Genomic DNA, 11829 nt, shown 5'->3' with positions numbered 1-11829 from the left:
CATTACGGTGGGACACGAAGACCTCCGGTGGTGAGTGCTTTCCTAGACAGCTCGCACTTCACTCGGAGGTCTTCGTCATGTCACCACGCCACGCCGTACCTAACGTCCGTGGTCAGTACAGCTAGCTCGCCAACCGGATGGCACCCAGCAACAGATCCGCGAGTTCGGCGCGACACATCAGGAAGTCGGGCAGATACGGGTCGGGGCGGTTGTAGATCATCTCCGAGCCGTCCAGCCGCGAGGCGTGCATGCCTGCCGCCAGAATCACTCCGGCCGGCGCGGCCGAATCCCACTCCCACTGCCCGCCGGCATGGATGTAGGCGTCGGCGTCGCCCCGCACCACCGACATCGCTTTGGCTCCGGCCGAACCGATTCGGACGAATTCCACGTCGAGCTGCCGGGCCAGGTAGTACAGCACGACGGGCGGCCGGTTGGAGCTTGCGGTGATCCGAATCGGCCCGGAATGCGTTGTCGCGGGCGCACTCACAGTGTCACTGCGATAGAGCTCGCCCATCGCCGGCAAAGAGACCGCAGCGTCGGTGATCGCTCCGTTGGGCCCGCCGTGACGCTGCCACAGTGCCACGTGGACGGCCCAGTCTTCCCTTCCCTCCCAAGAGAATTCGCGCGTCCCGTCCAACGGGTCGACGATCCAGACCCGATCGGCCCGCAATCGGTTCAAGTCGTCGTAGGCCTCCTCGCTGAGCACCGCGTCGCCCGGTCGCTCGGCGTGCAGTCGCCTGAGCAGCAACGCGTTGGCCTGGCTGTCGCCCTCATCGCCAAGCAGCCAAGGATGGTTGAAACCGACCCGGTCACGCACCGTCAGCAACAGCTTTCCCGCCGCTTCAGCAAGGTCGGCGGCCAGCGCCGCATCGCTGAGTGGCTCGGGGTTCACCGGTCCAGTATCACTGAAGCGCCCCGGCGCGCGATCGCATCCACCACGCAACGCGGGTCAGCGGTGCGCCAGGATCCAGCTATCAGTGAAACGCTGCACCGCGCTTATCTCGTCGCCGAGCCGGCTGACGATGAAGTTTTCGACCTGGCCACCCACCAGTGGGATATGCACCTTCACGGTGGTGCTGAAGTCCAGCCGAGCACCGCCGGACCGCGAGACCAACGTCACCTTCCCGGTCGCCGACACCGGGGCCCCGGGAACCGCCACCTCGATCGTGCCGCGCCCCTGACCGTCACCGGTTGGGCGCCACGTTTCGGTGCGGGCCATCTCCAGATCACCGGGCGCCAAGGCGGTGACCACTTTCGGCAGCCGGTTGGCGAACAGGCTGACCGTGAGGGCCGCGGTGACCGTCCCGTCGACGTCGACGGCCAGCCCGCCCAGCGCCGCCTTGCCACCGTCGAAGGCGGCCAGCCTCGCCTGCCAGTACTGCTCGTCGCCGAACGCTGCCAGGATTTCGTCGACGCCGACCGGGGCGTCGATCGCAAGCGCAAACGACCGGGGCATCGCGGGGCTTAGAACGCGGGCCAGGGAATCGGGCGATGCCGGTCCGGGCCGGGCATGACCGGGTGCGCGAGGAGTACGCGGGCGCGCAGCCGCAGTGCCGCGACCTCGGCGCTGGTGATGTGCTCGGCCAGCTCATCCCCGAGTGAGTCGGCGAGCCCGTCGACCAAGCAGGACACCTTCTCCAACATGTTGTCGTCGATCTTCTTGCCGGCCCACCCCCACAACACCGTGCGCAGCTTGTCCTCGACGTTCAAGCACACTCCGTGGTCGACGCCATAGACGTCGCCGTTGACACTGCGCAGCACGTGACCGCCCTTGCGGTCGGCGTTGTTGACCAGCACGTCGAACACCGCCATGCGCCACAGCCGAACATCGTCGGCGTGTACCAACTCGACCGGATCGCCGGCATAGTCGTAGGCGCGCAGCACTGGAAGATAGCCGGGCGGACAGCGGTCGGCCGGAACCAGGTCAACCAGATCCAGCTCGGGCCCGGGATCTGAATCCTGCGTGTCGCCGGGCTGGTCTATCCACAGTTGCAGCATTCCCGGACCGGCGGGCCCATGACGAATGATGGTGTAGGGCACGATGTTCCAGCCCAAACGGGCAGACACCAAATACGCGCCGAGTTCGCGGCCGGCTAATGTGCCGTCCGGAAAATCCCACAGCGGCTGCTCGCCGGCGATCGGCTTGTACACACAGTGCACGGTGTGGTCGTCGAGCGTCGCCTCACACAAAAAGGTGGCATTGCTCGCCGAGCGAATGCGCCCGAGGACCGTCAGCTCGCCGCTGCGCAGGACCTCGTGATCGTCAGTCCTCTGCGTCATCGTCCGGCCCGAGCAGCGCGCTGCGCCGGTAGCCGTTCGTCCGTGCGCAGATGTGGCCCTCGGAGTCCAGCGGTTCATCGCACAGCGGACACGGCGGTCGGCCGGCGGAAATCACGGCGTTGGACCGGGTGGCGAATTCGCGCGCCGACTCCGGCGTCAGGAACACCCGCACGGCGTCGGGACCCTCGTCGGTGTCGTCGAGCACCACGGACGCGTCGAACTCGGTCTCGCTGACGGCCAGCAACTCGACAACCACGGTCTGCGCCTCGGAATCCCAGCCCAGCCCCATCGTCCCGACCCGAAATTCCGCATCGACCGGAGTGATCAACGGGCTGAGGTCTTCAACCTGGCCGGTTTCCGGCGGAACCGGCGTGCCGAACCGCCGATTGACCTCGACCAGCAGCGCGTCGATCCGCTCGGCGAGCACCGCGACTTGCTGCTTTTCCAGCACCACCGACACCACTCGGGCCTCGTGCACGGCCTGCAGGTAGAAGGTGCGGTTTCCGGGCTGCCCAACGGTCCCGGCGACGAATCGGTCGGGTGAGCGGAAGACGTGGATCGCACGAGACATGGCAATTCCAAAATACCGGCAGTTGCAGCCGAGTCGTAAATCCTGCGCGCGACGCGCTCGGACGACGACTCACTCGGTGGAGCCGCCAATCACAGCATCGTCGGCGGGCGTGTCCGCTTCCGACGGCGAAGCCGCCTTCAACGCTGACGTCAGCCGCTCCCCGGTGTGGTTGGCGTGCAGCACGAACGGGCGCAGCTTCGTGTAACGGATCACACTGACCGAGGCGGGGTCGGCGGAAATGCGCTGAAAGCCATCGAGATGCAAGCCCAGCGCGTCGGCGAGAACCGCCTTGATGACATCGCCGTGAGTGCAAGCCAGCCACAGCGCGTCGCCACCGTGCTCCTCGGCCAGCCGCGCGTCGTGGTCGCGGACCGCGGCGACGGCACGTCTCTGCACCTCGGCCAGGCCCTCGCCGCCGGGAAACACTGCCGCGCTGGGGTGGGCCTGAACGACGGACCACAGCGGCTCCTTGACCAGATCACCGAGTTTGCGTCCGGTCCATTCGCCGTAGTCGACCTCGGACAGCCGCTCGTCGACGACCGGCTCGATACCCAGTGCGGCAGCAAGCGGCTCAACGGTGCTTCGACAGCGCAACAACGGCGAGCACACCACCGCCTTGATGGGCAGATCGCCGATCCGACCGACCAGTTCCGCGGCTTGCGCGCGGCCCTTGTCGTCGAGTTCGACGCCGTCGGTACGGCCCGCCAACACGTGCGCCGTGTTGGAAGTGGACCGGCCGTGGCGCAACAGAATCACGGTCATATGCGCCGCTCCTCCCCGCCGTCGCAGATCGCACTGCCCTGTTGATCGACGCCGGCGGTCACGTCGCGCTCACCACCCCGGTTGCCAACAGGATCAGCACGACTGCGCCGGCCATGACCCGATAGCCGACGAACCAATACATGCTGTGCCGCACCAGAAACCGCAGAAACCACGCCACCGCGGCCAGGCCGACGGAGAACGCGATCACGGTGGCCACCAGCAGCTGCGGGCCCGTCGCGCTCATCCCCTCCGACACCGGATGAAAAGCGTCCGGCAACGAGAACAATCCGGACGCGAAGACCGCCGGAATAGCCAGCAGGAAGCCGAACCGGGCGGCCAACTCACGCTCGAGACCGACGAACAGGCCGGCGCTGATCGTGGCGCCCGACCGGGACACTCCGGGCACCAGCGCCAGTGTCTGGGCGATGCCGACGACGAGAGCATCGCGCCAGATGAGTTGCTCGACGTCGCGGCTTTGCCGCCCAATGCGTTCGGCCAGGGCGATGACCGCCGAGAACACCACCAGAGCCGTCGCGATCACCCAGAGATTGCGGACTCCGGAACGGATCTCTTCCTTGAAGAGCAGGCCGAGCACGCAGATCGGGATGGTCCCAATGATGACGTACCAGCCCAGCCGGTAGTCGGCGGTCCGGTGCGCGGCGACCCGCAGCCCGATGAACCATGCCTTGAGGATCCGGATGATATCGCGAGCGAAGTAGACCAGCACCGCGAGCTCGGTGCCCAATTGCGTTACGGCCGTGAACGACGCGCCAGCGTCGGTGGCGAAGAACACCCGCGACACGATCGCCAAATGGCCCGACGAGGACACCGGCAGGAACTCGGTCAAACCCTGCACGACGGCCAGGACGACAACCTGCCACCACGACATCGCCGGCACCGCATTCACGACGACGACCGTACCGGGTGTAGATAGCGGCGATACCGAACAGCCCTGCGGTCGGATTATCTGGCGGCTTCGGCGAGGGCTACCGCGTCGCGCACTGCCGCGCCCAGGCTACGCTCGTCGGTGATGTCGACATCGACGACGTTGCGCTTCGCCGTGGCGACTACGTCTTCGGGCTGCGGAACCAGTCCTTTAAGCCGGGGCCGATAGACCTCGACCAGCAACTTCTGGCCTTCAATGCGAAATGCGAAACTTCGTCCGTCACCGACCTGACCAAAACCGCTTGCCAAGATTTTGGTGGAGAAGACGCCGAGCCACATGTCTTCGATAGCAAACTCGCCATCTGAGAATTGGCCGTATCCGGCAACGCTCATAGGCCGACCATACCTCGCCGCCAAGTCGGGGCAACCCCGGCAGACCGGAGCATTACCCGACAATGTTCCCTAGGATCGAACCCCAATCGGACCACCCTTTCTATACCGGCTAGGCCCCCTGAGTACTTGAAAGTTACCCTGTGCCCGGATACACCAAACACCTTAAATATTTGCCCCGCCTTCAGGCCATTGGCCTGCTACTTTCCCTGCTCGTTGCAGCTGGGTGTTCGGGTAAGGCGCTGGACGCAACGCCACCCGCGATCGCGCCGGCGCAGGCAGCCGAATCTCCACCGCTGTCGCAGGCTCCGGCCGGTGTGGTTCGAGCGGTGGACGGCCGGCCGCAATCCGCGATATTCGACAGCCACAGCGCGCAGCTGGTGATCATTGCTCCCGGGCCTAACTCCGCGGCACCGGCGAGGCTCATACTGCTGGGGCCCCAGCAAACATCGCAGCGGGTTGTTGATCTACCTGGCCCGGCGAGCGCGCTGGCGGGCGACGGGAACGGCACTGTCTATATGTCGGCGCGCGGCGGCTACTTCGTGGTCGATCTGTCGGCCGGGCGGGCCACTCGGATACGCGTCCGCGACACCGACAGCCTCGATTTCAGCGCGATCGCCCTCCGCTCGGACGGCACGCTGGTGCTCGGGACCACCGAGGGCATGTTGTTCACGCTGAAACCGGGCGCGACCGAAGGCGGCCGGGTGAGCGTCCACGCACACGTTGATTCGCTTGCGGCGCAACACAATACCATCGCCGTCCTGGACCGCGGGCAGACGTCGATCACAACAGTCAACGCCGACGGCCGAATCGAACAGTCTTTGCGCGCCGGCCAGGGCGCCACCACAATGGTGGCCGATCCGGCGGGCCGATTGCTGGTGACCGACACCCGGGGGGGCGAACTGTTGGTGTTCGGGGTCGAGCCGCTGATCCTCCGACAGGCCTATCCGGTGGCGGATTCGCCGTATGGCGTGGCCGGATCCCGCGGGCTGGCCTGGGTTTCGCAGACGTCGGCGAATATCGTGATTGGTTACGATCTATCGACCGGAATACCACTGGAAAAGGTACGGTACCCAACGGTGCGGCAACCCAACACGCTGGCTTTCGACGATTCCGCGGACACGTTGTATGTCGTGTCCGGTGCCGGCGAGGGTGTCCAGGTGATCGAACACGCGGCGACGGGCCCACGTTGACGGCGGCACGGCACGGCCGGATGCCGGCGGGCTGGGACACCGAATTGTCCGACGAGTACGAATGGGCGCCGTTGCGTCTGCCGCCCGAGGTAACCAGGCTCAGCGCCTCGACCCGATTGTCCATCGAAGCGGAGTATCGCGGCTGGGAGTTGACCCGGGTGCGGCTCTACACCGACGGAAGCAGGCGAGTATTGCTGCGCCGCAAGAAGTTTCGCTCAGAACGCACCGACAGCACCCGACTGGATCAGCCGGACCTGTGACGGCGGAATCGGCGCGCGACGAAAGTCCCGCGATGTATGCAGCGCTGCGCCGGTTGCTTTTCCTGGTGCCCGCCGAGCGCATCCACACACTGGTGTTCGCCGGGCTGCGCGGTGCCACAGCCGTCGCCCCGGTCCGGCGCCAATTGAGCCGTCGACTCGCGCCGATCGACCCGGTGCTGGCCAGCGTGGTATTCGGGGTGCACTTCCCCGGCCCGCTGGGTCTGGCCGCCGGCTTCGACAAAGACGGCACCGGGCTAAACGCTTGGGGTGCACTGGGTTTCGGCTACGCTGAGGTCGGCACCGTCACCGCACAGGCGCAACCGGGCAATCCGGCCCCGCGGCTGTTCCGACTGCCCGCCGACCGGGCTCTGCTCAACCGGATGGGCTTCAACAATCACGGCGCCGCTGCACTGGCCGTCCGGCTGGCCCATCACCGCGCCGAGGTTCCGATCGGGGTCAACATCGGCAAGACGAAAGTCACCGCACCCGAAGACGCCGCCGACGACTACCGGGCCAGCGCCCGACTGGTCGGGCGCAAAGCCGCGTACCTGGTGGTCAACGTCAGCTCGCCGAACACTCCCGGACTTCGGGATCTGCAAACGGTCGAGGCGCTGCGCGGGATCCTGGTCGCCGTTCGGGCGGAGACCTCGACACCGGTTCTGGTCAAGATCGCCCCCGACCTTGCCGACACCGAGATCGACGACATCGCCGATCTGGCAGTCGAACTCGGTCTGGCCGGCATCGTCGCCACCAACACCACGGTGTCACGCGAAGGGCTGCGCACGCCGGCCGTCGACCAGCTGGGTAGCGGCGGCATCTCCGGACCGCCACTGACCCGGCGGGCCGGCGAGGTGTTACGGCGGCTCTACGGCCGGGTCGGCGACCGGCTGGCACTGATCAGCGTCGGTGGCATCGAGACCGTCGACGACGCCTGGGACCGGATCACCGCGGGAGCCTCGTTGCTGCAGGGCTACACCGGCTTCATTTACGGCGGAGGCTTGTGGGCCAAGCACATTCACGACGGCCTCGCCCAACGGCTGCGCGCCGGCGGCTTCGCCTCGTTGAGCGACGCCGTCGGATCGGCGTCCCGCTAGCGGTCCTACCGTTGCTCGTAGGTCGCGTGGATCACAGCTCGCGCGATCGCATGCTGAAAGAGGTTGAAGCCCAGGAATGCCGGGCTGGCGTCCTCGGGCAGATCGAGCTTGTCGACATCGACCGCGTGCACCGCGACGTAGTAGCGGTGCGGCCCGTGCCCCGGGGGCGGTGCCGCTCCGATGTAGCGCCGCGCACCCGCGTCGTTGACGAGCGTCAAAGCGTCGCCCGGCAGGTTGCTCCCGTCACCGACACCGGCGGCCAACTCGGTGACCGACGTGGGCAGATTGGCCACCGCCCAGTGCCAGAAACCGGACAGTGTCGGTGCATCCGGGTCGTAGACGGTCACCGCGAAACTGCGTGTGCCATCAGGAAATCCCGACCACGACAGTTGCGGGCTGACGTCCTCACCACCGGCGCCCATGATCCCGCTGACTTGCGGCTTCGACAGCGGCTGTCCGTCGGTGATCGACGCAGACTCCAGATGAAACGACGGCAGCTTGGGCAGCGCAGCGTAAGGGTCGGGTTGTGCGGTCATGGTCGGTCCCCTCTCGTGTAATCGGCTAGCAGTGCGTCAGGAAGTGTGCCAGTACCTCGGTGCCGAACCTCAGCGCGTCGACGGGTACCCGTTCATCGATGCCGTGGAACAACGATGCGAAATCCAGTTCCGGTGGCAGCCGCAATGGCGTAAACCCGAAGCAGCGAATACCTAAGCGTGCGAACGCTTTTGCGTCAGTTCCACCGGAAAGCATGAACGGCACGGTCCGGGCGTCGGGATCGACGGCAAGCAGCGCAGCGTTCATCACGTCGACCAGTTCACCATCGAAAGTCGTCTGATACGACGGCAGGCTGCTGATCCATTCGCGGGTGACGTCGGGGCCGATCAGCTCGTCGACCTCGGCCTCGAACGCCGCCAGCCGCCCGGGCAGCACCCGGCAGTCGATCTGTGCTTCGGCGGTTGCCGGCACCACATTGGTCTTGTAGCCGGCCTTGAGCATCGTGGGATTGGCGGTGTCGCGCAATGTGGCCTTCACAATGCGGGCGACCGGCCCCAGTTTCTCGACCGCCCCGTCCAAGTCCGCCGATTCAGTGTCGAAGGTGAATCCGGTTTCTTCCGCGACGGCGGTCAGGAACTGCACAACGCTGTCGGTCGGCACCAGTGGGAATCGGTGGCGACCCAGCCGCGCCACCGCTTCGGCGAGCGCGGTGACGGCATTGTGGTCATGGACCATCGAGCCGTGCCCCGGGCGGCCGCGCGCGGTCAGCCGCATCCAGTGCATGCTCTTCTCCGCGGTCTCGATCAGATAGAGCCGCCGCTCGCCGCCATCGCGGCGCGGCACCGTCAGCGAGAAGCCGCCGACCTCCCCGACCGCCTCGGTGATGCCCTCGAATAGATCGGGCCGGTTGTCCACCAGCCAGTGCGATCCGTACTTGCCGCCGTTCTCTTCGTCAGCCAGAAACGCGAACACCAGATCGCGCGGCGGCACGATGCCGGCCCGCCGGAACTGCCGGGCCGTGACGATCATCATGCCGACCATGTCCTTCATGTCGACCGCGCCACGGCCCCAGACATAGCCGTCCTCGACCGCGCCGGAGAACGGGTGCACGCTCCACTCGGCCGGCTCGGCCGGCACCACGTCGAGATGCCCGTGGATCAGTAGCGCGCCGCGCGAGTTGTCCGCGCCTTTGAGGCGGGCGAAAACATTGCCCCGGCCGGGCGCGCCGGACTCCACATACTCGACCTGGTAGCCGACCTCCTCCAGCTGTGCGGCCACCCAGCGGGCACATTCGGCCTCGCCCTTGGTGGTTTCCAGCTCGCCGGTGTTGGTCGTGTCGAACCGGATCAACCTGCTGACAACGTCGACGACGTCATCGATGGGAATCTCGGCGGGCACTGTCACAGTCACCTTTCCTACCATTTACGTCGGCACGACCGCGCGCCTCGTGGGTCGACGTCGCCACCACGACGCACGCGCCGGGCAGGTTTGGGTGCGGGCGGACCGATCCGATAGCCTTAGCTGCCAATTAACTGGTCTTAGGTCCGAGTGGCGGAATGGCAGACGCGCTAGCTTGAGGTGCTAGTGCCCTACTAATGGGCGTGGGGGTTCAAGTCCCCCCTCGGACACCCTTCACGACGTCTCTGGCGGGCCGCCGCTCCGCTACCCTTTACGCGCGGGCGTAAGCCGCCAAATCCTATGTAGTTCAGCTACTTTCAGATAGGTTGGACTGAAGCTGTCTGAGAGTCCCTTGAGCCAAAGCTTAAATTCAGGTAAGAAGATGCGGTGGCGCAGATCGCACTTTAAGACCATTCGGTTGAGCAAAGGGGCTGCAGCGGTGAACGGATACAGGTTGCTCGCGGGTGTCGCCCCTGTTGGCATGATGGCTGGCCTGGCTGCGGCGCTGATCACCCCACTCGCCCAGGCCGACGTGGACGACCCGCTGGCCGGGAGCGACACGGCGATCATCCTCGGCGGAACCTTCGAGTCGACGCCGTCAACCACTTTCGCGCAGACCGCCGAAAACCTGTATCTGCACCCGCTGGGGTTCGACGACGGCGCAACCTCCTCCATGGTCTGCGACATGATCGCGACTGATCCCTGCAGCGCGCCACTCCAGGTCCTGACGACGCCCGAACTGATCCAACAGGGTCCCAGTAGTCTCACCGCCGCCGACGACGTCGTCCTAGCCGTGGAGAACGAATTCAACGCGCATCCAGGCGCTTTCAGTGCCGCTGACCCCCTGACGATCTTCGGCTACTCACAGAGCGCCACCGCCGAGTCGATCGCCGAGACCCGACTCGAAGGAATCATCCCTAGCGACGAGTTGCACTTCGTGTTTATCGGCGACCCGTCGCTCCTTCCGAACGGCGTGTGGCCCAATCTGGTGCCAGACCTGGACACGATTTTCGGCACGACCCGCACCAACACCATTCTCACCGACCTCGGCTTTGACGGCGTCCTCAACAATGTGACGCCAGCCGACGCCTTCCCCACGACGATCTACACCCTCGACACCGACGGCGTCGCCGACTGGCAAGACGACTTCAAATCCGGAGGTCTGCTGAGTGCGATCTCGCATCTGTTCATCCAGCACGCGGAGTACCTGGGCTTGACGCCCGACGAAATCGCGGCCGGGACCACCTCCACCCACGGCGACCTCACGCTGGTCGATATCCCCGACACCTTCAATAACGCCGAGGCGTGGATCGGCGCCCTCGAGCACGGGATCGGCAGCAGCGGACTGCTCGAGAGCTTGTTCCAATCTCTGGAACTGTATTTCACCAACTCGTTCTGACCTTGGTGGCGCGCACACCGACCAGCGGCACCAGGCAAGCGCGGCGACTGTTCGACGTGGGGTTTCCGCACCCGCCCGGGCGGGAAGCCTTCTGCGCAAGCAGGTTCGCTGCGGCAACACCGGTCGTAAGCTGCGACTGACGCACCCACGACACAACGGCAACATGAACCATGGACCGACCTAGCGGCTTTCTGCGGCCGCCACCGCGACGCACCTTCCGCGACCGCCGAGAAGCCGGTCGCGTGCTGGCCAGGGAACTGGTGTCGTACCGCGGTAGATCTGGGCTGTTGGTGCTGGGGTTGGCCCGTGGCGGCGTGCCGGTCGGTTGGGAGGTCGCCGAGGCCCTTGGCGCTGAGCTCGACGTCTTTCTGGTGCGAAAGCTGGGTGTGCCGCAATGGTCCGAGTTGGCGATGGGCGCACTGGCCAGCGGTGGCGAGGTGGTGATGAACGACAACGTGGTGTCGAGCCTGCATATCAGCGACGAGCAGGTACGCGCAGTCGTCGATCGCGAAACCGCCGAACTCGTTCGCCGCGAGCAGGCCTACCGCGGCGGGCGGCCGGTCGCCGACCCGCGTGGCCGGACGGTCATCGTGGTTGACGACGGGATCGCCACCGGCGCGAGCATCCTCGCCGCGGTACGCGCGCTGCGGGCCGGCAGCCCGGCGTCGATCGTCGTCGCGGTTCCGGTGGGACCACGGTCGGTCTGCCAGATACTGGCCGAGGAAGCCGACGAGGTGGTCTGCGCGACCATGCCTGCCGATTTCGACGCCGTAGGACAGGTTTTCGCCGACTTCCATCAAGTCAGCGACGACGAGGTCCGTGAGCTCTTGGCTACCCGGCCCGGTGGCTAAGGAGTTTTGTGGTCGTCGCTGATGCTGTCATCGGCGTCGGCGGAATCTTGATGCGTCGCGTCGCCGTCACCCTCGTCGGGGTAATCGGCGGCGTCATCCTCAACGGGTGAATCCAGGTCGTCCGCGGACACGGGTTCGTGGATTGCCGGGCCGGCCTCTCGCCGCTGACGTTCTTGCAGCGCATCGACGATCAGCAGCACCACACCCAGGACACTGGCGCCGATGCACACCCAGGCGACCAACTCATTGCT

At 66.0% G+C, this 11829-nt stretch carries 13 protein-coding genes, 1 tRNA gene and 2 pseudogenes; 6 read left to right on the top strand and 10 right to left on the bottom strand.

The features are described 5' to 3' along the window. Positions 1–121 precede the first annotated feature (121 nt). From WAO18_RS21880 to WAO18_RS21850, 7 genes are all read right to left on the bottom strand, one after another. Positions 122–892: a 3'(2'),5'-bisphosphate nucleotidase CysQ gene (locus WAO18_RS21880; RefSeq protein ID WP_422208326.1), complete on the bottom strand. Its 771-nt coding sequence runs from the start codon at positions 890–892 to the stop codon at positions 122–124. Positions 893–949: 57 nt separating this feature from the next. After that, positions 950–1456, bottom strand: a complete 507-nt coding sequence (locus WAO18_RS21875) for a DUF2505 domain-containing protein (protein ID WP_422208325.1) — start codon at positions 1454–1456, stop codon at positions 950–952. 8 nt (positions 1457–1464) lie between these two features. Continuing rightward, the gene (locus tag WAO18_RS21870) at positions 1465–2280 is read right to left on the bottom strand and encodes an SCO1664 family protein (protein WP_422208324.1); all 816 of its coding nucleotides are present in this window, start codon (positions 2278–2280) and stop codon (positions 1465–1467) included. Further along, a complete protein-coding gene (locus WAO18_RS21865) occupies positions 2264–2851 on the bottom strand; it encodes a DUF3090 domain-containing protein (protein WP_422208323.1) in 588 nt (195 codons plus the stop codon). Before WAO18_RS21865 ends, WAO18_RS21870 begins: the two co-directional genes overlap by 17 nt. A 69-nt stretch (positions 2852–2920) precedes the next feature. Then, positions 2921–3613 (bottom strand): histidine phosphatase family protein, encoded by a 693-nt coding sequence (locus WAO18_RS21860; protein WP_422208322.1) that lies wholly within the window; start codon positions 3611–3613, stop codon positions 2921–2923. A 58-nt stretch (positions 3614–3671) separates the two neighbouring features. After that, entirely contained in the window at positions 3672–4502 is an 831-nt protein-coding gene (locus tag WAO18_RS21855; protein ID WP_422208328.1) for an undecaprenyl-diphosphate phosphatase, read from the bottom strand. A 74-nt stretch (positions 4503–4576) separates the two neighbouring features. Continuing rightward, positions 4577–4891 (bottom strand): hypothetical protein, encoded by a 315-nt coding sequence (locus WAO18_RS21850; protein ID WP_422208321.1) that lies wholly within the window; start codon positions 4889–4891, stop codon positions 4577–4579. Between the two features lie 170 nt (positions 4892–5061). Here WAO18_RS21850 and WAO18_RS21845 point away from each other — a divergent pair, with 170 nt between their 5' ends. The 3 genes from WAO18_RS21845 to WAO18_RS21835 are packed head-to-tail and all read left to right on the top strand — an operon-like array spanning position 5062 to position 7435. After that, complete coding sequence (locus WAO18_RS21845) at positions 5062–6081, top strand: YncE family protein (protein WP_422208320.1); 1020 nt, start codon at positions 5062–5064, stop codon at positions 6079–6081. Next, a complete protein-coding gene (locus WAO18_RS21840) occupies positions 6078–6341 on the top strand; it encodes a DUF5703 family protein (RefSeq protein WP_422208319.1) in 264 nt (87 codons plus the stop codon). The genes WAO18_RS21845 and WAO18_RS21840 overlap by 4 nt, the downstream gene beginning before the upstream one ends. 32 nt (positions 6342–6373) lie before the next feature. Continuing rightward, positions 6374–7435, top strand: a complete 1062-nt coding sequence (locus WAO18_RS21835) for a quinone-dependent dihydroorotate dehydrogenase (RefSeq protein WP_422208327.1) — start codon at positions 6374–6376, stop codon at positions 7433–7435. Positions 7436–7440: 5 nt separating this feature from the next. On the opposite strand, the gene WAO18_RS21830 is transcribed toward WAO18_RS21835, so the two are convergent. Beyond that, positions 7441–7971 carry a YbhB/YbcL family Raf kinase inhibitor-like protein gene (locus WAO18_RS21830; protein WP_422208318.1) on the bottom strand — a complete coding sequence of 177 codons (531 nt, stop codon included), beginning with the start codon at positions 7969–7971 and terminating at the stop codon, positions 7441–7443. A 25-nt stretch (positions 7972–7996) separates the two neighbouring features. Next, positions 7997–9352 (bottom strand): M20/M25/M40 family metallo-hydrolase, encoded by a 1356-nt coding sequence (locus WAO18_RS21825; protein WP_422208317.1) that lies wholly within the window; start codon positions 9350–9352, stop codon positions 7997–7999. Between the two features lie 120 nt (positions 9353–9472). On the opposite strand from WAO18_RS21825, the gene WAO18_RS21820 reads away from it, so the two are divergent. The 3 genes and pseudogenes from WAO18_RS21820 to WAO18_RS21810 all read left to right on the top strand — a co-directional run. Continuing rightward, positions 9473–9558: transfer RNA gene (locus tag WAO18_RS21820), tRNA-Leu, on the top strand. 209 nt (positions 9559–9767) lie between these two features. After that, entirely contained in the window at positions 9768–10727 is a 960-nt protein-coding gene (locus tag WAO18_RS21815) for a PE-PPE domain-containing protein (RefSeq protein ID WP_422208316.1), read from the top strand. Positions 10728–10897: 170 nt separating this feature from the next. After that, a pseudogene (locus WAO18_RS21810) lies at positions 10898–11578 on the top strand (phosphoribosyltransferase); the annotation flags it as partial. Here WAO18_RS21810 and WAO18_RS21805 read toward each other — a convergent pair. Then, positions 11575–11829 (bottom strand): annotated as a pseudogene (locus tag WAO18_RS21805) (hypothetical protein); the annotation flags it as partial. The pseudogenes WAO18_RS21810 and WAO18_RS21805 sit on opposite strands and share 4 nt — an antisense overlap.

The organism is Mycobacterium sp. (genome assembly GCF_049278535.1).
In the GTDB taxonomy this organism is placed as follows: domain Bacteria; phylum Actinomycetota; class Actinomycetes; order Mycobacteriales; family Mycobacteriaceae; genus Mycobacterium.
The sequence above is the reverse complement of the archived record's forward strand: the minus strand, read 5'-3'. Positions and strand labels throughout refer to the sequence as shown.